20 protein-coding genes are annotated in these 23349 nt (G+C 65.6%); 9 read left to right on the plus strand and 11 right to left on the minus strand.

Features of this window, described 5'->3' with window-relative positions:
• Position 1 precedes the first annotated feature (1 nt).
• The 8 genes from ACTXG5_RS05050 to ACTXG5_RS05085 form a co-directional block, all read right to left on the minus strand.
• Positions 2–2047, minus strand: coding sequence for a DUF459 domain-containing protein (locus ACTXG5_RS05050; RefSeq protein ID WP_445162646.1), 2046 nt, complete (start codon positions 2045–2047; stop codon positions 2–4).
• Between the two features lie 198 nt (positions 2048–2245).
• Positions 2246–3682 (minus strand): aldehyde dehydrogenase family protein, encoded by a 1437-nt coding sequence (locus ACTXG5_RS05055; RefSeq protein ID WP_445162647.1) that lies wholly within the window; start codon positions 3680–3682, stop codon positions 2246–2248.
• Between the two features lie 28 nt (positions 3683–3710).
• Positions 3711–5423, minus strand: coding sequence for a thiamine pyrophosphate-binding protein (locus tag ACTXG5_RS05060; protein ID WP_445162648.1), 1713 nt, complete (start codon positions 5421–5423; stop codon positions 3711–3713).
• A gap of 2 nt (positions 5424–5425) precedes the next feature.
• Positions 5426–6619: a CaiB/BaiF CoA transferase family protein gene (locus ACTXG5_RS05065; protein WP_445164269.1), complete on the minus strand. Its 1194-nt coding sequence runs from the start codon at positions 6617–6619 to the stop codon at positions 5426–5428.
• A gap of 13 nt (positions 6620–6632) precedes the next feature.
• Complete coding sequence (locus tag ACTXG5_RS05070; RefSeq protein ID WP_445162649.1) at positions 6633–7568, minus strand: SDR family NAD(P)-dependent oxidoreductase; 936 nt, start codon at positions 7566–7568, stop codon at positions 6633–6635.
• Positions 7565–9421, minus strand: coding sequence for a flavin-containing monooxygenase (locus ACTXG5_RS05075; protein ID WP_445162650.1), 1857 nt, complete (start codon positions 9419–9421; stop codon positions 7565–7567). The genes ACTXG5_RS05070 and ACTXG5_RS05075 overlap by 4 nt, the downstream gene beginning before the upstream one ends.
• Before the next feature lie 5 nt (positions 9422–9426).
• Positions 9427–10803, minus strand: a complete 1377-nt coding sequence (locus ACTXG5_RS05080; protein WP_445162651.1) for an aromatic ring-hydroxylating oxygenase subunit alpha — start codon at positions 10801–10803, stop codon at positions 9427–9429.
• The gene (locus ACTXG5_RS05085; RefSeq protein WP_445162652.1) at positions 10803–11648 is read right to left on the minus strand and encodes an SDR family NAD(P)-dependent oxidoreductase; all 846 of its coding nucleotides are present in this window, start codon (positions 11646–11648) and stop codon (positions 10803–10805) included. The genes ACTXG5_RS05080 and ACTXG5_RS05085 overlap by 1 nt, the downstream gene beginning before the upstream one ends.
• A 209-nt stretch (positions 11649–11857) precedes the next feature.
• On the opposite strand from ACTXG5_RS05085, the gene ACTXG5_RS05090 reads away from it, so the two are divergent.
• The 6 genes from ACTXG5_RS05090 to ACTXG5_RS05115 are packed head-to-tail and all read left to right on the plus strand — an operon-like array spanning position 11858 to position 19303.
• Positions 11858–13501, plus strand: coding sequence for an SMP-30/gluconolactonase/LRE family protein (locus ACTXG5_RS05090; protein WP_445162653.1), 1644 nt, complete (start codon positions 11858–11860; stop codon positions 13499–13501).
• Complete coding sequence (locus tag ACTXG5_RS05095; RefSeq protein WP_445162654.1) at positions 13501–14250, plus strand: GntR family transcriptional regulator; 750 nt, start codon at positions 13501–13503, stop codon at positions 14248–14250. The genes ACTXG5_RS05090 and ACTXG5_RS05095 overlap by 1 nt, the downstream gene beginning before the upstream one ends.
• Entirely contained in the window at positions 14234–15865 is a 1632-nt protein-coding gene (locus ACTXG5_RS05100; protein WP_445162655.1) for an AMP-binding protein, read from the plus strand. The genes ACTXG5_RS05095 and ACTXG5_RS05100 overlap by 17 nt, the downstream gene beginning before the upstream one ends.
• Positions 15858–16640, plus strand: coding sequence for an SDR family NAD(P)-dependent oxidoreductase (locus ACTXG5_RS05105; RefSeq protein ID WP_445162656.1), 783 nt, complete (start codon positions 15858–15860; stop codon positions 16638–16640). Before ACTXG5_RS05100 ends, ACTXG5_RS05105 begins: the two co-directional genes overlap by 8 nt.
• Entirely contained in the window at positions 16637–18121 is a 1485-nt protein-coding gene (locus ACTXG5_RS05110; protein WP_445162657.1) for an AMP-binding protein, read from the plus strand. The genes ACTXG5_RS05105 and ACTXG5_RS05110 overlap by 4 nt, the downstream gene beginning before the upstream one ends.
• 24 nt (positions 18122–18145) lie before the next feature.
• On the plus strand, positions 18146–19303 hold the full coding sequence (locus ACTXG5_RS05115) for an NDMA-dependent alcohol dehydrogenase (protein WP_445162658.1): 1158 nt from the start codon (positions 18146–18148) through the stop codon (positions 19301–19303).
• Here the strand turns inward: ACTXG5_RS05115 and ACTXG5_RS05120 are convergent.
• Positions 19300–19761: an SRPBCC family protein gene (locus ACTXG5_RS05120; protein WP_445162659.1), complete on the minus strand. Its 462-nt coding sequence runs from the start codon at positions 19759–19761 to the stop codon at positions 19300–19302. The genes ACTXG5_RS05115 and ACTXG5_RS05120 overlap by 4 nt on opposite strands.
• A gap of 71 nt (positions 19762–19832) precedes the next feature.
• Here ACTXG5_RS05120 and ACTXG5_RS05125 point away from each other — a divergent pair, with 71 nt between their 5' ends.
• Positions 19833–20216 carry a nuclear transport factor 2 family protein gene (locus ACTXG5_RS05125; protein WP_445162660.1) on the plus strand — a complete coding sequence of 128 codons (384 nt, stop codon included), beginning with the start codon at positions 19833–19835 and terminating at the stop codon, positions 20214–20216.
• Positions 20217–20269: 53 nt separating this feature from the next.
• Positions 20270–20494, plus strand: a complete 225-nt coding sequence (locus tag ACTXG5_RS05130; RefSeq protein ID WP_445162661.1) for a hypothetical protein — start codon at positions 20270–20272, stop codon at positions 20492–20494.
• 102 nt (positions 20495–20596) lie between these two features.
• Here ACTXG5_RS05130 and ACTXG5_RS05135 read toward each other — a convergent pair whose 3' ends face one another.
• Both ACTXG5_RS05135 and ACTXG5_RS05140 read right to left on the minus strand, forming a co-directional pair.
• Positions 20597–21334, minus strand: a complete 738-nt coding sequence (locus ACTXG5_RS05135; protein ID WP_445162662.1) for a DUF899 domain-containing protein — start codon at positions 21332–21334, stop codon at positions 20597–20599.
• 41 nt (positions 21335–21375) lie between these two features.
• On the minus strand, positions 21376–22146 hold the full coding sequence (locus tag ACTXG5_RS05140; RefSeq protein WP_445162663.1) for an SDR family oxidoreductase: 771 nt from the start codon (positions 22144–22146) through the stop codon (positions 21376–21378).
• A gap of 166 nt (positions 22147–22312) precedes the next feature.
• Between ACTXG5_RS05140 and ACTXG5_RS05145 the strand changes: the two genes are divergently transcribed.
• Positions 22313–23272 (plus strand): sigma-70 family RNA polymerase sigma factor, encoded by a 960-nt coding sequence (locus tag ACTXG5_RS05145; protein WP_445162664.1) that lies wholly within the window; start codon positions 22313–22315, stop codon positions 23270–23272.
• Positions 23273–23349: the final 77 nt, after the last annotated feature.

Genomic DNA, 23349 nt, shown 5'->3' on the forward strand with positions numbered 1-23349 from the left:
GCTAGCGCAGGGACTCTTCGAGCCACGGCGTCAGCCACTTGACCCCTTCCGGGGTGAGGTGGACGCCGTCACTGCGTACCTTGATGCCATCGACCTTGGCGGTGTAAACGCCGTCCGGACAAAGCTTTTTGTTCAGATCCAGGATCGCGACATTTGGGTGCTGCGCAACCGTCTTGCGCAGCATGGCGTTCCATTGATTGACGCGATCCGGCTGATCCTCCGGATACAAGCGGCCATCCGGCTTCTCACCGCCCCTGCTGTACGGCACGGTGGCAACCACCACTCGAACGCCGCTGGCGCTCGCGATATTCAGCGCCCGTTCCAGTTCGGCATTGAGGTACGCGTCGAAGGTCGGATCACCGATGTGGGTCCACTGACCTTCGTTGACACGATCCACCGTCTCCCAGCGGCCGATGACCAGCAGCGCCACGTCCGGCTGATCCTGACTGATCTGCGTTGACCACCTGCCCGGCCAGGTGTCGCATTCCGATCGCTGATCCAGGGTTTTGCCGATGTACCGATACGGCGTGCCGCGGACCAGGCTGCATCCGATGACGGTGTGGTCGAGGAACGCGTATCCGGGCGTCGGCGGAAGAAAGTGCATCCAGGTCCACCCGATCGAATCACCGAATACCGAAACGGTGAACGGCCGGTTGGGGTTTCGCGGCCCGACCGGGCGACTCCCGCCCGGCGTCGCCGGGGATACCGCAGCGACGGCCGACACACCGGGCGGCAGGCCGGCCTCACGTAAACCGGTCCCGGTCCCGACCGGAATCACCAGCAACGTCACCGCGGCGGCGCTGGCCACGGTCGCGGCGGCCAGCGGCAGCAACGCCACCCGGGCCGGTCGCCAACCTCGGACGGGTTGTTCGATCAGCCACCACGATGCGGCGGCCACGGCCAACGTGAGCCCGCACCGTGCGGCGAACAGCGGGAATCCAGCCCACCCGGTGCGTTCGCCATTGAGCGCCAAAAAGATCGGCCAATGCCACAGGTAGACGCCGTAGGAAATGGTGCCCAGCCACACCAGTGGGGGCGCGGCCAGGATGCGGGCGATCAACCCGCGCTGCTCCAGTGCCACCGGGGCGACCACGAAGACGGCCGCGATGGCCGCCCCGATCAGCAAGCCGCGGTGAAAATCGCCGACACTGCCCGTTGCGTAGTGAGCCGCCGCGGCCAGCCCAGCCACACCGACAACCGGCAGCACGCGGGCGACCCGGCGCCCCCATCGACTCCGGATCATGCACCAGCCGCGGTTCAGCGACTGCCAATCCCGAACCAGCAGAGCCGCTGCCGCCGAGCCGACCAGCAAGGCCTGCGCACGGGTATCGGTCCCGAAGTAGATTCGGTCCCGCGTGGTGTCGGAGACCAAGACGATGGCGGCCGCCGCGGAGGCCAGTGCCCCCAGCGTGGCGATCACGAAGATGGCGAACCGAACCTCGCCGACGGTGGTTCGCATGAAGTAGCGCTTGGCCCGCGCCGCCAGCAGCAGGGTCACCACGATGAGCAGGACCGGCCAGACGAAGTAGTACTGCTCCTCCACGCCGAGCGACCAGGCATGCTGCAGCGGCGACGGCGGCGCGCCCTGCGTGAAATAGTCGGTCTTCTGTGCGACGAAGCGCCAGTTCGCCACCCACAGGAACGCCGCGATCGCGTCGTCGCGTAACCCGGTAAGGGCCTGGGCGGGAAGAAGTTCGCGCGCCGCGCCCACGGCAAGCACCATCAACACCAGAGCCGGCAGCAGTCGGCGGGCCCGGCGAATCCAGAAACCGGTCAGGTCGATGCGTCCGGTGCGCCCGAGCTCGTCCAGCAATAGCGAGGTGATCAGGAATCCGCTGAGCACAAAGAAGACGTCGACGCCGAGGAACCCGCCACTCATGCCGGGGATGCCACCGTGGTCGGCGAGTACCAGGGCCACAGCGACCGCGCGAAGTCCGTCCAGCGCGGGAATGCCGCTGTGTCGCTCCGGTTTATCCCATATCGCCAGCCGGCCGACACGGCGCACCGGGGCAACCCAGCGAGCCCGCCGAGCAGAAGGTGCCGGCACGGGGTCCGTCCCGTCCGGCTCAGTGCTCGCTTTTAGCGCGCCCTGACCACTCTGTTGCCCGGCGCTGTAGTTGCTGCCGATATGTCGTCGCCCCTCCTCTTGATCTCAGCAAGCTTAGAGGCGGGGCCGTGCGATACCGGCGAAGACACGCGACGGTTTTCGCTGTCGGGGATTCCTTTTTCTGCCCGTTGGCTGAAGCTATTTCGCCGCCTTTTCGGGCGCGTAGCCCAACGTGCTCTTGACCTCCAGATACTCGTGGAAGCCGAACTCGCTCCACTCTCGTCCGTTGCCGCTGCGCTTGTAGCCGCCGAACGGCGCGTTCATGTCGAAGGCATGGTTGATCGTCACCCAGCCGGCCCGGATCCTGCGGGCAACCTCGCGAGCCTGGTCGAGGTCGGCTCCCGAAACGAACCCGGCCAGGCCGTATTCGGTGTCATTGGCGATCTCGACGGCATGGTCGATGTCGTCATAGCCGAGGATGCACAGCACCGGCCCGAAGATCTCCTCACGGGCGATCGTCATCTCATTGGTGACATGCGCGAAGACGGTGGGCTTGACGTAGTAACCCGTGTCCAGGCCCGCCGGCCGGCCCGGGCCGCCGGTAACCACGGTCGCGCCCTCGTCGACGCCCTGCTGGATCAGCCGCTGCACCTTGTCGAACTGCGTCTTCGACGCCACCGGCCCGATGGTCGTCCCTGCGTCAGGATGACCCACCGTGACCTTCTCGGCGGCCTCCCGCGCGATGGAGATTGCCTCGGCCATACGGGAATGTGGGACCAGCATGCGCGTCGGCGCGTTACAGCTCTGCCCTGAGTTCGGCATCATGTTGGCCACGCCGGCGCTGACGCCCCGGGCAAAGCCGCTGTCGTCGAGGACGATGTTGGGGCTCTTGCCACCCAGCTCTTGGGTCACTCGCTTCACGGTCGGGGCAGCAAGCTTGGCGACCTCGATCCCGGCGCGGGTGGATCCGGTGAACGACACCATGTCGATGTCGGGGTGGCTGGCCAGGGCCACGCCCACGCCCGCCCCGTCGCCGTTGACCAGGTTGAACACCCCGGCCGGCACGCCTGCCGCATCCAGGATCTCGGCGAAGATGTACGGCGAATACGGTGCCACCTCAGAGGGTTTCAGGATGACGGTGCAGCCGGTCGCCAGCGCCGGGTAGACCTTGACCGCGACCTGGTTGATCGGCCAGTTCCAGGGCGTGATCAAGCCGCAGACACCGATGGGCTCCTTGGCGATCAAGCTCGCCCCTTTTTGTTCCTCAAACGGAAAATTCTTCAGCGCGTCGATCGCCGTGGTCAGGTGGCCGATCCCGAGGAAGACCTGCGGCCCCGCGGCCAGCGCGGTCGGCGCGCCGATTTCCTCCGTGACCGCCTCGGCGAGGTCGTCAGCGCGCTTCTGGTATTCGGCGAGGATGGCCTGCAACAGGTCCAGGCGCTGTTCGCGGGTGGTTTGCGACCAGCCGGCGAAGGCCCGCCGGGCAGCCTTGACCGCCACGTCGACATCGGCCGCGGATCCCAGCGAGATCTTCCCGGAAACCTGCTCGGTTGCCGGGTTCTCCACGTCAAAGGCGTTCGGCCGCAACGGGTCGACCCACTGTCCGTCGATGTAGAACTTCAGGTATTCGCGCATCGGATCGATCCCTTCCTACGGGGGTGCCTCATTGGGTGCCTTCGGCGTACCAGGTACGGAATCGGTCGTACTTGGGCATCTCCTCGGAGTTGGCCTTCGGGTCGATGCACACGTGAACTACACCGACTTTGCCACTGGCGTAGGCGCGAGCGATCGCCGGGCCGATCTCCTCTTCCTTCTCGACGTACTCGCCGTGGCAGCCGAAGCCCTCGGCAACCTTGTCCATCCGGACGTCCTTGCTCCAGTGCACGCCCGGCTGCGGCGACGGCTGTTCGAACGTGCGCTTGTACACGCCGACTTCCAAGCCCCACTGGTGGTCGACGCCCACCACGCACACCAGCGGCAGGTTCTGCCGCGCAGCGGTTTCCAACTCGGCGATGTGGAAGAGGAATGCCGAGTCACTGGTCAGGAGCATGACCGGACGTTTGCCGCCCTCGGCGACCGAGGCGCCGACGGCGTACGGCAGACCCGTGCCCAAGTGACCGAAGTTCTGGTTCCAGATGACGTCGCGCGGCTTGGCCTGCGAGTAGGTCCACTGGAAGATCACGGTCGCGCCGCCGTCGCGCACCATGATGCCGTCCTCGAGTTCGTTGAATGCCTTGGTGGCCTCGACGACGTAGCGCGCCGGGTGGATCGGCGAGCGTCCAGACGGTGCCGATTCCGCCACGTCCGCAAGCTCTTTCGCATCCTTGTCGATCAGGATCTGCAGCGCGGGTGCGGGTTTGCGCGGAGAATCCCTAAGCGCCTCGACCAGCTGCGGCACGACACCGCGCAGATCGCCGACCAGCGCCACGTCGACCGGGCGGTTGACGCCGATTGCGGTCGGGTCCTGCTCCACGTACACCCATTTGCGGTTCGCATCATTGCCGGCCCAATGCTGGGTTCGGCCGTAGTGCATCGGCTCGCCGAGCTCGGTACCCAGCGCGACGCACAGGTCGGATTCCTCGACTGCCTCGTTGGCGGCCGGGGAGAACAAGTAGGGGAACGTCCGCTCCTGCAGTCCCGGGATGAACGAGGTGCCCCCGGAGGTCTGGATCACCGGGCAGGCCATCAGCTCGGCCAGCTCTTTGACCTCTTGCTGGGTACGGGAGGTGTGCACGCCGTGGCCGACCAGCAGGACCGGGCTCTTGGCCTCGCGGATCAGCTTCGCGGCAGCGGCCACCTCACGTCCGCCCGCGCCCTGGTTGACCAGCCGGTACCGGTGGGACGGCAACGGATCTGGCACGTCAAGCTCCTCGAGGATCACGTGCGACGGGAACTCGACGTAAGACGGGCCGGGCGTGCCCGACATCGCGCGGCGGATCGCCTCGTGAATGATCTCGTCGGTCTGGTCGGCGTACTCGATCGAGCTGCTGTACTTGACAGACGCCGCGAAAAGTGGCTCCTGCTGGACAAATTGGATGCGTCCGCGGCGGACCCTGCGCTCGGTGATGCGGGCCCGCTGGCCGCCGAGGAAGATCACCGGCGAGTTCTCCACGAGTGCGCACTGGATCGCTCCGGCAATGTTGGCCATGCCGGGGCCGAGTGTGCCGATGCACAGGCCGGGCTTACCCGTCATCCGCGACGCCGCCTCGGCCATGAATCCGGCACTCAGTTCGTGATGCGGTGCGACCACGGACCATCCGCGCGCGTCGGCCTCGGCGAACATGTGCACGAAGTTCGGGTCCGGGATACCGAACAGGGTGTTCACGCCCTCGGCCTCGAACAGGTCGAGAATGCGTTTGTATACAGGCACACCCATTGTCAAAACTCCTTAATCTCGTGAGCAGACGCAAAATCACCGTCTGGCAGGCTATTTCGGATGCTTGTGCGACTGCTCGTGCCAATTTCGGCGAGCACTTCTGCGGTGTCGGCGCCGAGCTCTGGCGCCGGCCCCGCGACGCGACCCGGTGTGCGAGAGAACCAGGTGGGCACGCCCGGGAAGCGGACCGGCCCGTGCGGGGTGTCCACGGTCTCGAACATGCCGACGGCGTTGAGGTGCGGGTCGTCGAAAAGCGCACCGGGAGTGTTCAGTGGAGCCGCCGGAATCTCGAGTTCGCGCAACAACTCCAGCCACTCTTGGGTCGAACGCTGTTTCATCGTCTCGGCCACCAGCCCGTAGATGGTGTCGATCTGGCCGGCCCGCTGTTCCAGAGTCGAATACAGCTCACTGGCCCACGGCGGGCGCACGGCGTTCATGAACGCGTTCCAGTGCTTGTCGTTGTAGATCAGCGCGGCGATGTGTCCGTCGCTGGTGCGGTACGGCCGACGGTTGGGCGCCACGGTTCGCGGATACACCGCCGGCCCCAGGGGCGGGTCGAACAGGGCGCCGTTGGCATGTTCGACGAGCATGAACGAGGCCATGGTTTCGAACATGGCCACCTCGACTTCCTGCCCCTCCCCGGTGCGCGCCCGGTGAAACAGTGCCATGGTCGTGGCGTACAGCGCGGTGAGCCCGGCGACCTTGTCGGCCATGATGGTTCCGACGTAGTCGGCCTCGCCGGTCAGTTGCTGTTGTACAGCCGGCAGGCCGCATTCCGCCTGGATGGTGTCGTCGTAGGCGGGCCGGTCCCGATCGGGTCCGCGGCGACCGTATCCGTAGCAATTGGTGTAGACGATCGCGGGGTTGATCGCGGCGACCTCGTCGTAGCTGAAACCGAGCTTGTCGATCGCTTTGGCGCGCATCGAATGGATGAAGACGTCTGCGGTCTCCACCAGCCCGCGCAGCGCGCGTGTTCCGGCCTCGGTTTGCAGGTCGAGCACGACGCTGCGCTTGCCCCGGTTGACGTTGACGAACACACCACTCATTCCCGGCGCCGGTCCCACCGAGATATAGCGGGTGTTATCACCTTGTGGCGGTTCTACTTTGATCACATCGGCACCCATGTCGGCCATGATCTGCGTGCAATACGGCCCCATCACCATCGCGGTGAGGTCGATTACCCGCACACCGACCATAGGACCGGTGTGGTTAACCATGGTGTGCACCCCGATCTATTGAGCGCTGCGCCAGTTCGAAGCTGTAGCGGATGTGCTGGCCATGTCCGTCGGGCAGGACCGGAAAGATCAACGGTGCCTCGATGTTTCGGATCGCATCGAGATGCTGGCCGACGTCCTCGATCGTCCACGACGGCCGGCACACTCCGGGGCTTTCGGCGATGACGGCCCGCGCCACCCGGCCCGCCAGCGCGATGAACACCTCCCCGCTTACCGAACAGGATTCGTGCGCCAGCCAGCCTACGACGGGCGCAACGAGTTCCGCGCCCATCGGCGGATAGGCCGAGGTGTCGATGCTGGCCGCCATCCTGGTCACCGCGGCCGGCACGATCACGTTGCAGGTCACTCCGTCCGCCGCGCCTTCGAGCGCCGCGACATGGGACAGCCCGATCACGCCGGCCTTGGCGGCCGCGTAATTGGCCACACTGTGGTTGCCGTACAAGCCGCCGATCGACGACGTGAGCACGATGCGCCCGTAACCCGCATCGCACATGACCGGAAATGCCTGCCGCACAACGTTGAACGCGCCGCGTAAGTGCACGTCGAGCACGGCGTCGAAGTCCTCGTAACTCATCTCCTTCAGCGAGGCGCTACGCACGTTGCCGGCGTTGTGGATCAGAATGTCGACGCCGCCATAGTGGTCGAGCGCGGTCGCGATGATCGCGTCGGCACCGTCGCGGGTCGCGACGGACGCGGTGGATGCGACGGCTTCTCCCCCAGCCGCTCTGATCGCATCGGCCACCTGCTCGGCCGGACCGGCATCGGCCCCGTCGCCGGTCAGGCTGCCGCCGTGGTCGTTGACGACGACCTTCGCTCCGCGCTCGGCGAGCAGCCGCGCGTACGCACAACCCAGCCCGCGCCCGGCGCCCGTGACGACCGCGACCCGGCCGTCGAACCGCAACTCGCTCACGAAAGCTCGAGGCCTTCCAGGTCACCCCTGGCGCGCCACTCGGCGATCAGGTCGCCGAAGGCGTAGAAGCCCGGCGAGTAGAAGTCGCCGAGGAACGCGCCATTGTCTTTGGCTCCGCCCTGACCATCGTTGTTGTAATAGCCAGGGGTGCAGGACATCTCGAAGGCCGAGTTGTCGATCGCGAGTTCGGCGACCGTTCTGACCCAGCCGTCCTGGCCCTCCTGACTGGGTTCGACGGCGGTCGCGCCGCGTTTCTGCGCCTCGGCGATGATGTAGGCGATGTGCTCGGCCTGTTGCTCGAACATCGCGGTGGTGTTGGCCGAGACGCCGCCCTGGATGAAGCCGGTGAAGAACTGGTTGGGGAATCCGCGGGTGGTCACGCCGTGCAGCGTCTGGTACCTGTCGTGCCAGTAGTCGAACAGCGACAACCCGTCGCGTCCCTCGATGACGTCGACCGCGAAGCGCCGACTGATCTCCGTCGAGATCTCGAACCCACTGGCGAATACGACGCAATCGACCTCGTACTCAACGCCGTTGGCGACAATTCCCTTATCCGTCAGGCGTTCCACACCCTTGGATTCCGACACGTCCACCAACGTCACGTTGGGCAGATTGAACGCCGGCAGGTACGTCTCGCTCGAACACGGCCGCTTGCACATGAAGCGGTAGTACGGCTTCAGTGCCTCGGCAGTGTCGGGTTCGTCGACCTGGGCGGCCACGCGGCTCCGCAGCCGCTCCATGATCTTGTAGTCCTCTTCCTCCCGGATCACCATGATCTCCTCGATCCCCAGCGAGGCGGGATCTGGGCTGGCGGCAATCCGGGCGGTCATGTTGCGGCCCAACTCGGTCCAGAAGTCGCACACCAGATCCGGTTCGCCGAAGACCACCCCTACGAACGGTGACCAATTGTGGAAGTTGCGCTTGCGCTCCTCCTGCCACCCGGGCTGCAGGGCCGCCGCCCAGGCCGGGTCGGTGGGCGTGTTGGCGCGCATGTCCACCGACGACGGGGTGCGCTGGAACACAAAGAGCTGCTCGGCATCCCGGCCTAGATGCGGCACCAGCTGGACGCCGGTGGCCCCCGTGCCGACGAGTGCGACCCGCTTGTCGGCCAGCCTATGCAGGCCGCCGTTGGCGTCGCCGCCGGTGTAGTCGTAGTCCCAGCGCGCGGAATGGAACGCGTGGCCGCCGCCGTCCAGGTACTCCTTGATACCGGGGATACCGGGCAGCTTCGGCTTGTTGTACGAGCCCTGCGCCATCACCACGAACCGCGCGCGGATGTCGTCGCCGCGATTGGTGATCAGCCGCCAGCGGTTGCTCTTCTCGTCCCAGCGCATGGTCTCGACCTGCGTCGAGAAGATCGCGCCGTCGTAGAGGTCGAAGTGCTTGCCCATGGCCTGGCAGTGCGCGAAGATCTCGGCGCCGTCGGCGAACTTCTTGCTCGGCAGGAAGTCGAGTTCCTCGAGCATCGGGATGTAGCAGTAGGCATCGTTGTCGCACTGGATGCCCGGGAAGCGGTTCCAGTACCACACGCCGCCGAAGTCCCCGGCCATGTCGATGACCCGAACATCTTGCACGCCGGCCTTTTTCAGGTAGGCGCCCGACAACAATCCGGCGAACCCGCCGCCGAGGACAGCCACTTCGATGTCCTCGTCGATCGGGGCGCGGTCGGCCACCGGGGTGTACGGGTCTACCTCGTAGAGGTCGGCCAGGTCACCGTCGAGTTCGAGGTACTGCGCGGCGCCTTCCTTGCGTAGGCGCTTCTCGCGCTCCTGGGCGTACTTGGCGCGCATCGCGTCTATGTCGACGTGCTGCGCTACGTCGGTGGGCCCGCAGGGCGTTTCAGCGGTGGTCATCTATCTCAAAGCTCCTGGGGCTCGCCGGTGCCCATGTACTTCGACAATTGGTAGTGCAGGTTGACGGTGCTGCGTTCGCGGTATGGGTTGGGCTTGGTGCCTGGGAAGCCCAGGGACTTCATGCCCTGCTGGACAGCGGCCATGTTCGAGAAATCCTGTGGTAAAACCGATCGCCAGCGGGGGTCACCAACCGGTGTGTATTCCCACTCTGTCTGGGGCTCTTCGCCTTTCGGGCACAGTTCGAACACCGATACTTCGAAGATGCACCTGTCCGGGTGGTAGCTGGGATCCGGCCGCGCGCCGTAACACAGCGCGCTCGTCAGCCCCTGCCCGATCTGGAAGTTCGGAAAGACCTGCCACGCGGTGCCGGCCTGCCCGAGGATGTCACCCGGGATCGTTGGCCAGACCACACCGCGGGCTTCGTCATCGCGGCGCGCGGACGCTAGCCAATGCTCGAGAACCTTGTCGGACGGTGTGCCCTCGGGTAATTCGTCCACCAGCCGCTTGGCGGCGTTCACCAAGGTCTGCGTGGTGGTGGCGTTGGTTTCCTCCATCGTGTACACCTGCATCTGCGCGGTGGACACCCTCGGATCGTCGCCGGTACCGAGGCGAATCTTGGACTTGGTGGCTTCCAGGTCTTTTGGAGCGTCGTAGCCGATGTTGCTGTGCTTGCCCTGTGCCTTGGCCCAGCCCTTGAATTCGCCGAACTGGTTGAACTCCGGGTGCGTGGTGTAGACGTGGTAGGTCTCGTTGAAGGCCTCGATCGCCACCTTCCAGTTGCAATCGAAGTTCAGCCACTTGCGCCACTTGAAGCGCATGTTCTCCAGGCCGAACGGATCCAGAATCTTGGCGGCGGGGAACAGGTAATCGGCCAGCGGCTCGCAGTCGGGGTCCATGTTGATCCACAACCAGCCGCCCCAGGTGTCGACGTTGACCGGCCGAAGGTGGGTGCTCTCGGGGGTCAGCGCTTCCTGCCAGTCCTGTTGTTCACGAATATGGGTGCACGCACCATCCAGGCCGTAGGTCCAGCCGTGGAATCCGCAGACGAACGACTTGCGGGCGCGGCCGCAAGCGTTCTTCGCGCCTTCGGGTCTGTCAATCAGCCGGCGGCCGCGGTGCATGCACACGTTGTGGTGGGCGTGGAACTCGTTTGCGCCGTTGCGCACCACGATGATCGAGTCGTCGAGGATGTCGTAGGTCAGGTAGCTGCCCACCTCGGGCAGCTCCTCGACGCGGCCCACCTGCTGCCAGACTTTCCGCCATAGCTTGTCACGCTCGGCGCGGGCATATTCCTCGCTGATATACGCCTCGACGCCGATTGTCATCGGTTTCGATAACTCGTCGGGCACTGCGGAATTCACGTCTTTGGCCACGTCGGTCATCACATCCTCCTAATGGCTGCGCGGAAGGAGTCGTCCTTGAGGAACAAAGAGGTGTTGTCTGCGTCGAGATGGCTCCATTTGAGGTCGAGTCCGCCATCGACGAGCAGCGTCTGGCCGGTGATGTAGTTCGACAATTCCGAGAGCAGGAACAGAATCGCGCCGGCCTGCTCCTCGGGCCGCCCGCGCCGCCCCATCGCAATCGCCCGCCGATCCCGGTCCGGGTCCTCGTCGACGTAGGTGCGCGAGGCCGCGGTCTCGGTGACGCCCGGCGCCACCGCGTTCACCCGGATTCCGGCCAGCGCCAGCTCGAGCGCCATGGTGCGGGTCATCGCCGTGATGGCGGCCTTGGCAGTCCCGTAGGCGATGTGAAACGGCGCGGTGTTCATGCCACTGATCGAGGAGATCGACACGATCGACCCGGGCCGCTGTTGGGCGACCAGTTCGGCGGCGACGGCCCGGCTCATGAAAAAGGCCGTCTCCAGATTGTCGGTGAAGACGGTGCGCCAGTCGCTGCGTGTCACCCTGGTCGAGGGCATCCAGGTCGATGGCGCGGCGCCGCCGGCGACGTTGACCAGACCGTAGAGCTCCCCGTCCGCCGTACGCGCTTGCTCGAGTACCGCGGCAATGCCCTCGTCCGTCGACGCGTCGGCCGCGACGGGGATCACCGCCAATCCCTGTTGAGCGAGCGGAGCAACGTGCTCGTCGAGGTTGTCCTTCGAGCGGCTCACCGCGATCACGGTGGCCCCCGCCCGCGCGGTCATCGCCGTCACGGTGGTGCCGATACCGCCGCCTCCGGCGCCGGAAACCACCACGACGCGACCGTCGAGTTTGAGGAAGTCCTCCATGGCCTGCTTCCGCCCACAACGGGATGTATGCATTATTTGTCCGGACAAAACATTGCATTCTGTCCGTTGGAGAACACTATTCCCATCGTGGAACTCCGCTGTCAAGGTAGGAGACGATGCGCAGACGGCTATTGTCTGGACTAGCTTGACTTTGATAACGTCCGGCCAAACGGGCACTTCCGTCTAGCAGGGAAGGATCTCGGCGACACATGTCCCTTTCACAAGCCATCAGCGCACAGCCCTCGCGATATGCCTCGCCGATTTCCGGGTCACACCAGGTCGAAGTTGCCGAGTCCTGGCGGCTCGAGCGGGTCACCGCGCCCAGCCGGCTGTTCGGCGCGAACGGTCTGCGCACCGGCCCCGACGGTCGCGTTTACATAGCGCAAGTGACCGGCAGCCAAATCAGCGCGCTCGATCACCGCACCGGGCAGGTGGGAACGGTCAGCGCCAAGGGTGGCGAGATCATCGCACCCGACGACGTCGCGTTCGACGCGAGCGGCAACCTGTACGCGACCGAGGTCATGAACGGTCGGGTCAGCATGCTCGACACGGCCGGTCGAACCCGGGTGCTGCGCGACGATGTTCCGTCGGCCAACGGCATCACCGTTCACCAGGGCCGGTTGTTCATCGGTGAGTGCCGCGAGGGCGGTCGGCTGCTGGAATTCGACCTGACCGGCGGGCCGCCGAGGATACTGCTGGAAAACGTGCCCTCGCCGAATGCGATTGAAGTCGGCCCGGACGGCCTACTGTACTTCCCGGTGATGGGCGCCAACGAGATCTGGCGCATCGACCCCGACGGTGGCGAACCACAATGTGTCGCACGCGATCTCGGTGTCCCCGACTCCGTCAAGTTCGACTCGCAGGGCTATATCGTGTCGACCCAGGTGGCCAGCGGACAGGTGCTGCGCATCGACCCGCGCAATGGCGAACAACGGCTGCTCGCCCAGCTCAATCCGGGACTGGACAACTGCACCTTCGTCGGCGACCGGCTGCTGGTCTCCAACTTCACCGGGGAGATCACCGAGATATCGCCGGACGGCGCAACGCGAACAGTGTTGCCCGGCGGGCTCAATTGGCCGCTGGACCTGACCGTGGGCCACGACGGGCAGCTTTACGTCGCCGACGGCACGTATTTCTATCTCGTGTTACCCGACGGATCGCTAGAGACAGTCGGAATGCTCTTCAGCCCCGGCTATCCGGGATTCGTGCGCGGCGTGGTGACCAGCGGACCCGGCGAGTTCGTCGTGACGACTTCGGGTGGCCAGGTCGCCCGCTACCGGCCGGGCGCCAGCGAAAGCGAGGTGCTGGCCGACGGTTTCGACCAGCTCTACGGTGTCGCCATTGGGCCGGATGGGCCCAATAATGTGGTCTTCGCCGAATTGGGCACCGGACGACTGCTATCGGTGCGGTCGGGCGAGATCCACGTGCTGGCCACCGATCTGCTGGATCCGATCGGCGTCGCGGTCGACGCGGACGGGACGTGCCTGGTGGCGCAGTCCGGCGCGGGAACGGTGGTCCGGGTGGACGGGTCGGGGATCGATACCGTCGTCGCGGATCTGCAACGCCCGCACGGCATCCTGGTGCGCGACGGGGTGCTCTACATCGTCGATGCCGGCGCCAAGAAAGTGATCGCGTTCGACTTGACCAGCAAGACCCAGCAGACCATCGCGTCCGGGTTGCCGGTCGGTCCCCCGCCGGGGGTCACACCCAAACCACTCAAGGGAATGCCGCCGTTTTCCGGGCCGCAGGGCCCTTTCGCCGGAATCACCGCAGGGCCCGACGGCACGCTCTACATCTCGGCCGATGGTGACGGCAGCGTCCTGGCATTGCACCGGACCCAGGACGGCCGCTGATGCCCCCGGCGATAGCGACCAATCACCGTTACCTACAGATCGCGCGCACACTGCGTAAAGAGATCGTCGACGGGGTTTATCCGGTGGGCTCGCAACTGCCGACCGAACACCAGCTGTGTGAACGATTCGCGGTCAGCCGCTACACTATCCGCGAGGCGCTGCGCCGGCTGCGGGAGGACAACCTCGTCACGTCGCGGCCACGAGCGGGCACCCGGGTGGTTCCCCGGCAGAGCACGAGTTCCTATGCACAGGACGCGATGTCGATCGACGATCTACTCGCCTTCGCGGCCGGCGCGCAGCTGACCATCGAGTCCAACGAGATGGTGACCATCGACGAGGACATCGCCCTACGGACCGGATTGCAGGCCGGCACCCAGTGGCTATCGGTGCGCGGCTACCGACAAGCCGACGGGGCGTCGGCGCCCATGTGCCGCACTGAGTACTACATCAGCCGCACGTTCGCCGCGGTGGGCAGACTGTTGCACCGCCACACCGGTCCGATCTTCCCGTTGATCGAGGACCTCTTCGGTGTGAGCATCGCCGAGTTGCACCAGGAGATCGCCGCCGTCGTGCTCTCGCCCGAGCTGGCCGACGGGCTCGGAGTGGAGGCGGGGACGGCCGCGCTGCAAATGCAGCGCACCTACAAGACCTCCGAAGGTGAGGTAGCCCAAGTGACCGTCAACACCCATCTGTCGTCGAGTTTTCGGTACGCGTTGACCATGCGCCGCGTGAATGGTCAGGCCGACTGAGGTGATTGCCGGGGCCCGACACGACGCGGCACATGCGGCAGCGGCCTACCAGCGCGGACTGTGGACGCACGGCACGCTGGCCAATTCGCTGCGCGCTGCCGCCGAGGTTACGCCAGAGCGAACAGTCTTGGTGGATGGGGATATTCGTCTGAACTGCGCCACGCTGTACGCCCAGGCCGCCGGTCTGGCGAGCACCTTACTGGCCCGCATGCCGACCGGCAGTGTGGTGTCGTTCATGCTGCCGAACTGGCACGAGGCTGCGGTCATCTACCTGGCGGCGACGTTGGCCGGGATGGTGGTGAACCCGATCCTGCCATCGCTGCGCGACAGCGAGGTGCGCTTCATTCTCGAAGACGCGCAGGCCACAATGATTTTCGTCCCGGGTCGATTCGGGGGTCATGACTACGCGGCGATGCTCGAACGGGTGACCGGCGCGATGAAGCCGGCTCCCGAAGTCGTGGTGCTGCGCGGCGAGGCCGGGTTACACACGCCGTACCACGCGCTGCAGGGACAGCCACCGGAAGCCGCACAGCTGCCTGCGCTCGATCCCGATTCGGTGCGGATGGTCCTCTACACATCCGGGACCACGGGCCGCCCGAAAGGTGTTTTGCACAGCCATAATTCGATCCATGCACTGATCTGCCAGATTCGTGAGGACTGGACCGTCAATCCGGGCGACACGTTCCTGGTCCCGTCACCGATCGCCCACATCGGCGGCTCGATATACGCGTTCGAATGCCCGCTGCTACTGGGCACCACCGCGGTGCTCATGGACCGCTGGGATCCGGCGGCAGCGGTGGCGCTGATGGATAGCGAACGGTGCACCCACATGGCCGGGGCGACGCCATTTCTGCAGCAGCTGGTGTCGGCCGCGGAGCACGCCGGCACCCGGCTGCCCGACTTGAAGCTGTTCATCTGCGGTGGCGCCGCGGTGTCACCGTCGCTGATCCGCCGCGCCACTGACTATTTCGCACAGGCGGTGGTCACCCGCGTGTACGGCTGCACGGAAGTGCCGGTCGCGACCATCGGAGCGCCTCGGCATGACGAAACCGGCTACGCCGCAGACACTGATGGGCGGGCCGGCATCGCCGAGATCAAGCTCGTCGCACACGAAGCCGCACCAGCCGGCGACGGAGAGATCTGTGTGCGCGGGCCGCAGATGCTACTGGGCTACCGCCATCCCGAGGACTACACCGAGTCCTTTGATGCCGCAGGCTTTTTCCACACCGGCGATCTCGGACGCTGGGTCTCAGGCAGTTCCGATGACCAGTACTTGATGGTGACCGGCCGCGCCAAGGATGTCATCATCCGCAACGGCGAGAACATTTCTGCCAAGGAAGTCGAGGACCTGCTCGCCGATCATCCCGGCATCGCCGAAATCGCGGTTGTCGGGCTGCCGGACGCGCGCACCGGGGAGCGGGCGTGCGCGGTCATCGTGCCCAAGGGCGGGTCGGCGCCGGACGTCGCCAGCCTGCTCGCGCTCCTACAGAGCAAGGGCGTCGCCAAATTCAAAGCGCCAGAACAGGTGGCCGTCTGGGATGAGCTGCCCAAGAACGACGCGGGCAAGATACTCAAGCATCGGATCCGAGCAGTGCTGACAAAGATGGATGGGTGAGATGCAGGTCGCAGTCGTCACGGGTGCAAGCAGCGGCATCGGCTTGGGATGCGCAACGAAACTCGCCGAGATGGGCATGGCGATCGTCGGCGCGGGCCGCGATGAGAAGCGACTGACCGAACTGGAAAAGGCCGTCGGCGATCCCGCGCGGGTCGCGACCATCGCCGTCGACCTGACCCAGGACGACGCGCCGCAACGCATCGTGAACCTCGCGGTCGACCGCTGGGGTCACATCGACTTCCTGATCAACAACGCCGGAGTCGGCAGCCCAAAGCCGCTGCACGAAACCGACGACGAAACGCTGGACTACTTCCTGGGTTTGATGTTGCGGGCGCCGTTTCGGCTCGCACGCGACGTGCTGCCCCACATGGGCCCCGGATCGGCGATCATCAACGTCACGTCGACCTTCGCCGTCGTCGGCGGGCTGCGCGGCGGTGCCTACTCCGCCGCCAAGGGCGGGCTGACGGCGTTGACCACTCACATCGCCTGCCAGTACGGGGCATCCGGCATCCGCTGCAACGCCGTCGCCCCCGGGGTGACGGTAACGCCGATGGTGGAGAAGCGCCTGCAGGACGAGCGATTTCGCAAGATCAACACCGAGATGACACCGCACCAGCGGCTGGGCACCATCGACGACATTGCCAGCACCGTCGCGTTCTTGTGCTCGCCAGGCGGAAGTTTCATCAATGGGCAGACGATCGTCGTCGATGGCGGATGGAGTTCGACGAGATACCTGTCGGAATTCGCGTTGACATCGCAGTGGATCGAGCGATGAATCTGTTTGCGATGCTCGATCAGGCCGTAAGCCGGTTCCCCGATCGCGGCGCCGTGTATCGCGGGAATCGCCGCGTGTGGACGTGGCTTGAGTTGCGCGACCGGGCATTGCGTCTGGCCGCGTCGATCCGGCAGCAGCATGGTGCGGGCGCTCGTATCGCGATCGCCACCCAGAACCGCCCCGAGATCATCGAATTGATGTTCGCGACCTGGGCCGCCGAATGCGCCGTCGTCCCGATCAACTACAAGCTGCATCCGCGCGAGATGGCGCAGATCCTCGACGATGCGGGCGCGGCAGAGGTGTTCGCCTCATCGACGATTGGCGCCGAGCTCGCGACGATTTCCAGGACACCGACGGAAATCATTGACTCCGAGGACTATTCACGACGACTCGCCGTCGCCCCGTCGGCGCCGCCGCAGACCGACCCGGCGGCGCTGGCCTGGCTGTTCTACACCAGCGGAACCACCGGACGATCCAAGGGCGCGATGCTGTCGCACCGCAACCTCGCGTCGATGACGGTCGCGCATCTTGCCGACATCGACGCTGCGGACGAGGACTGCAGCCTCATACATGCGGCACCGATGTCGCACGGCTCCGGCCTCTACGTGCTGCCGTACGTGCTGCGCGCTGCCCGCCAGGTGGTGCCCGAGTCGGGTGCATTCGATCCCGACGAGTTCCTCGATCTCTGCGAGCACCACCCGACAAGCAGCGCATTTCTGGCCCCGACGATGGTGCAACGGCTGGTCGACACGGGCCGCACCCGCCCGGCCAATCTCAAGACGATCGTCTACGGCGGCGGGCCCATGTATGTCGAAAGCCTGCGGAAAGCGATCACGGCATTCGGGCCGATCTTCGCGCAAATCTACGGGCAGGGCGAGTCACCGATGACCATCACCGGGTTGCGCGGCGTCGATCACGACTCGGACGACGACGCGATTCTGGGTTCCGTCGGCTATGCGCGGTCGGGAATGGAGGTCGCGGTGCTGCGCGCCGACGGCCGCCTGGCGCCCGTTGGCGAGATCGGCGAGATCGTTTGCCGCGGAGACGCGGTCATGAGTGGGTACTGGCAAAATCCCGACGCGACCCGCGCCACGCTCAAAGAAGGCTGGCTCTACACCGGCGACATGGGTTCGTTCGACGCGCGCGGTTTTCTCACGCTGCGCGATCGGTCGAAGGACGTCGTCATCAGCGGCGGGAGCAACATCTACCCCCGGGAGGTCGAGGAGGTCCTGCTCGAGCACCCCGGAGTCTGCGAGGCGTGCGTGGTTGGCACACCCGACGCCGAGTGGGGTGAGGTGGTGGTCGCGTTCATCGTCGGCGCGGTCGACCCCGCGGCGTTGGACGCGCATCTGTTGCGGCGTATCGCCCGCTTCAAACGGCCCAAGCGCTACGAATTCGTCGACGAGCTACCGAAAAACAGCTACGGCAAGGTGCTCAAGCGGGAACTGCGAGCCAGCTTGGCGCCCGGCCACGTCGGTTAAAGCGAGACATCAAAGGAGGCCGCAATGAAGTGTCGTGCCGCTGTGATCCGCGGGGTCGGCCAGGACTGGGAGATCCGCGAGATCGAGCTTGATCCGCCCCATGCCGGTGAGGTCCTGGTGCGGATGGCCGTCGCCGGAGTGTGCCACTCCGATGACCATTTGTTCACCGGCGACGTGGTGCCCACCCCCGAGGCGGTGGCCGCGAGCGGACAGCCCGCGCCGGACTGGTTCCCACTGCTCGGGGGTCACGAGGGTGCCGGCGTCGTCGAAGAAGTCGGGCCGGGTGTGACGACGGTGCGGCCGGGCGACCACGTAGCGCTCTCGTTCATTCCCGCGTGCGGCAGTTGCCGGTTTTGCGTGAACGGTCAGAGCTACATCTGCGACATCGGCGCGAGCCTGTTCGTCCGGGAGATGCCCACCGACGGAACCTGCCGCCGGCATCTCGGCGACGAAAACCTGTTGGCCTATGGCCAACTCGGCACCTTCGCCGAATATGCGGTGCTGTCGGAAAGGTCCGTCATCAAGATCGACGACGCGATCCCCTTCCACGCCGCGTCACTGGTGTCGTGCGGGGTCAGCACCGGCTGGGGCTCCGCGACGATATCGGCGGGCACCGAACCCGGTGACACCGTCGTCGTCATCGGAGCCGGCGGTGTCGGGATGAACGCCTTGCAAGGAGCGCGCGCCGTCGGCGCAAAATATGTCGTCGCGGTGGATCCCGTTGAATCCAAGCGGGATTCGGCCAAGATCTTCGGTGCCACCCACACCGCCGCCTCCGCTCAGGATGCGATACCGCTGGTCAAAGAGATCACCGCCGGCGTCATGGCGGACCGCGTCGTCGTCTGTCCCGGTGTTGTGCATGTCGACTTGATCCCGTTGGCGATGACGCTGCTTCGCAAAGGCGGGGTCTGCGTGCTCACCGGCATCACCCCGTTCACCGAGCCCCCGGTTGGGCTAGTCCTGCAGGAGATGACGGTGTCGGCCAAACAACTCAGGGGAGCGCTGTACGGCGGGATGAATCCGCGCACCAGCGTGCCCATGCTGTTGTCGTTGTATCAGGCAGGCGCAGTGAAACTCGACGAGTTGGTCACCCGCCACTACCAGCTCGACGAGATCAACGAGGCGATGACGGACCTCCGCGAGGGCCGCAACATTCGCGGCATCATCGATTTCGCCACCTAACCGGACTCGAAGTGACTCCGAATTCCGGCCAGCATCTTGATGTGCGCCTTGACCCCCTCACGGATGGTCACCCCGGCCAATAGCCGCGGGGCGGTTATCCCTATCCGCTCGGTGACCCGGGTGCCGCCGTCCACCGGCTCGAAACTCACCGTGCCACGTAACCGCACCCCGGGTGACTGATCGGCCTCGGTCAGTACATCGCCGCTGACGGGCACTCGCAGCCGGGCCTGATAGGTGGTCCGTATAGTTAACGGCCCCAAAGGGATTCGATCGACGACCCGGTAGGCCTGCTGGTAGCCATCCTGGGTTTCGCTGCGGGACACCGTTTCCACAGACACGATCAGCGGGTGCACCAGCTTGATGTTGTTCAGGTCCACGTAGAAGTCGCGCACGGCGTCGGGCGGCGCGGGCACCTGCTCGCTCAGCGTCCGGTCGGCGTGGACGGTCCACCAGCTCATAGCTAGAACCTAGCCTTGCGACCACGCCGCGCTTACCGTGGACTGGTCAGCGTCGAGCGAGCGGAGACGACATGGGCAGCGTGACTGAAGTCGGCACCGGCATCGTGGAGCGGTACCTGAAATGCCTGACCGACCACGATTGGGACGGCCTGGCCACCACCATCGCCGATCAGGGCCTGACCCGGGAGGGCCCGTTCTGCGATCTCATCGAAGGCAAGGCGCACTACCTCGCCTACCTGCGCAAGGTTCTCACCACTCTGCAGGGGCACCGGCTTGAGGTCCGGCGAGTCTCGCACGTGAACGACCGGGTGTCATACGTCGAGTTGACCGAGTCTTTCGAGATGGACGGCATGGCGGTCTCGTGGCCGGAATGCCTCCTGTTCGAGAGTGACGACGACGGGCTGATCTCTCACGTCAGCGTGTTTTTCAAGCAGCGCGGAGCCGACAAGGCCTAGCGGTGATCAAAGGACTATTCCCTCACCCGCGGAATTGACCTAACGTGTCAGAGGTGGAGTCACACGGAACCCCGGAATTGGTGCCCGTCGAAACATTGCATTCGGGCGATCCGATCACCGATTGCGGCCAGCGGTACATAGTTCTCGAATCGAAATCCTTCGGCGATAGCTGCGTGGTGCTCGAACTCGAGTCCAGAGTGGACCATCAGCTGCAGGTCATCGAGAAATCGTTCCCGACCGGATATCACGTCGGCAGGGCGAACCACCGCATTTTGTAAACGAATTCACGCGTCGGAAAATAATGCGCGAGTAGCCGTTAGACGGCTACCGCGCATTTGTGTTATCCGGGCGCATAACACCATTTGAAATCCGCCGGGCGGCTAGCTTTTGCGCGGCGGCCGTTGGTCATTGGGATCGTTCGGGTCGGGTTCGCCGAACCATCGCGAGGGCTCGTGCTGGCCGTAGGCGTCATGCCAGTCCCACCACTCATAGGGTGCGGTCTGCGGGTAGCCCTGCGGCGAATCCTCCCAGGTTTCCTGCCGGCCCAGCGGCGTCATGTCCAGAAAGCTCCAGGTGTTGCCCAGCACCTCGTCCCCCCGGTTGTTGATGAAGTAGGTGCGGAAAACCCGGTCGCCGTCGTGGATGAACACGTTCGTGCCGTGCCACTCGTCCACGCCGAAGTCGACATCGAAGCTGTCGGTGAGGGTGTACCACGGCATCTGCCAGCCCATCCGCGCCTTCAGCCGCTCGACGCCGTCCTGCGGCGCCCGCGAGGCGAACACCAGCGTGGCATCGCGGGCGTTGAGGTGGGCCAGGTTCCCAATATGGTCGGCGATCATCGAGCAGCCGCGGCAGCCATGATCGGGCCAGCCGTCGATGTCGGGCCCGACGAAGGCGCGGTAGACGAGTAGCTGACGCCGGCCCTGAAAGAGGCCCAGCAGGTTGACTTTTCCCTCGGGCCCCTCGAACTCGTAGTCCTTGTCGACAGCGAGCCACGGCATCCGCCGTCGCCGCGCGGCGAGCGCGTCATGCGCGCGCATCACTTCCTTCTCCTGCACCAGCAGCCGCTGATGTTCGGCCGCCCACTCCTGGGCCGACACGATCGGGGGTGTGTCCATGGTGTTGTCCGCCTTTCTTTTTCTCCTGGTTCAGGTCAGCTTCAGTTCAGCCAAGACAGACCCGACGCGGTGAGCAGGTAGGCACCGTGCTGCCCGGGATCGCCACCGGCGATCGCCAACACCGACGTGCCGACCTGCTCGGCAGTAAGTGCGGGTCCCGCCGCCTCGACGAAGGTGTCGACGTCGACGCCTTGCCGCTCGGCGTAGGCCGCGGCTGCTGCCGCCCCCAGGTCGGTCACCGCCGTCAGCCGCGGCAGCACGGACACGAAAGTGATCCCGAGGCCGCCCCGGTCCGACTCCCCGGCGCCGTAGCTGCCGATGAACCTGACGGTCGCCTTGGCGCCCGCATAACCACCGGACAGCGGCGACCCGTTGACCGCCGCGCCACTGGACATCAGGATTACCGAGCTGCCCGGCGCCAGCGGGCGCTGCAGCGCGTGGCGGGTCCAGTGAAACGCTTGCGCGACATCCACATTCCAGTTGGCGCTGAAGGTTTCCCAGCTCTGGTCCTGCAACGGGCTCATCTGGGGGGCCGACCCGGCGCACAGCACCAGCGTGCGCGGGGCGTACTTATCGATGAGCTGGCTCGCCGTGTCCGGGTCGGCGGCGTCGGCGACCACGGGGAGGAAGGCGTCGCCCAGCGCACCGCGCACCTCATCGAGTTGGGCAGCGGTACGCGCGACACCGACGACCTCAGCGCCGGCTGCTGCCAGAGCGGTCGCGATAGCGCGACCGAATCCGCGGCTCGCCCCGGTCACGATCGCTGTGCTGCCGGCAATGTTGTCGGTGTGGGTCTGCGTGGGCCGGTTCATATCCGTACTCACTTTCCTCTGGATGGCTAAAACCTTCTACAAGTTCAGATACGGCGCATCGACCGAATTCATCGCCGCAGACCGATGAATTTTGCGGCCCCGATGTCTCTGTACTGGAGTAGCGTCTCGGGCCATCCGGGACCGACTCCCCGATAGGAGACCGACCGTGCCGGCTCAGCAGGATTTCATCGAGCAGGCGGCGCCGTTTCGTGCTGAGTTGATCGCGCACTGCTACCGCATGCTCGGCTCGGTGCACGACGCCGAAGACCTGGTCCAGGAGACCTACCTGCGCGGCTGGCGCGGCTACCAGGCATTCGAGGAGCGTGCGGCGCTGCGGACCTGGCTGTACCGGATCGCCACCACGGCGTGCCTGCGTGCGCTGGAAAACCGCGCCCGGCGCGTGCTGCCGGCCGGCCTGGGTGACAGCTCGGTTGACCCGGACACCGATCTCGGCGCCGACGCCGGCGCCGGCGCCCATCAGTGGTTGGAGCCGATCCCCGACACGCACGTGTTCGCGACCCCGGAAGACACCGTCACGGCGCGGCACAGTGTGCGACTTGCCGTGATGACGGCCCTGCAGGAGCTTCCCGCGCGTCAGCGCGCCGTATTGATTCTGCGCGACGTCGTACAGTTCAGCGCCGCAGAGGTTGCCGAACTCCTCGAAACCACACCCGCCTCGGTCAACAGCGCCCTACAGCGGGCGCGGGCCCGGCTCGCCGAGGTGTCTCCCACCGAAGACGACGCGGCCGAGCCCGACGACGCCAAGCGCCGCGAATTGCTCGACCGCTACTGCGCGGCATTCGAAAACGCCGACATGGCCGCACTCACGGAGCTGCTGCAGACCGACGTCAAACTCGAAATGCCGCCGCTGCCGGTCTGGTTCACCGGCCGAGACACCGTGCTGAAATTCCTTGCCGCACGCGCGCTTACAAAAGCCGGCGACATTGTCATGGTCCCCACTGCCGCGAATGCCCAACCCGCCGTGGCCGAGTACCGGCGCACCGCCGGCGTCATGCGGGCCCACTCGATACACGTCCTCACCCCAGGTGCCGCCGGTGTCGCCGCCATCACGGTCTTCCTCGACCCGGCGTTGTTCGCAGCGTTTGATTTGCCGTCAAGCCGGTAACCTTGCCAACGGGACGCAATTACACCCGCTGGTAGCACGGCAAAATCCCACCCACCAGAGCCGTTGGTGTCATCGCA

The sequence above is a fragment of the Mycobacterium sp. Dal123C01 genome (genome assembly GCF_052566995.1).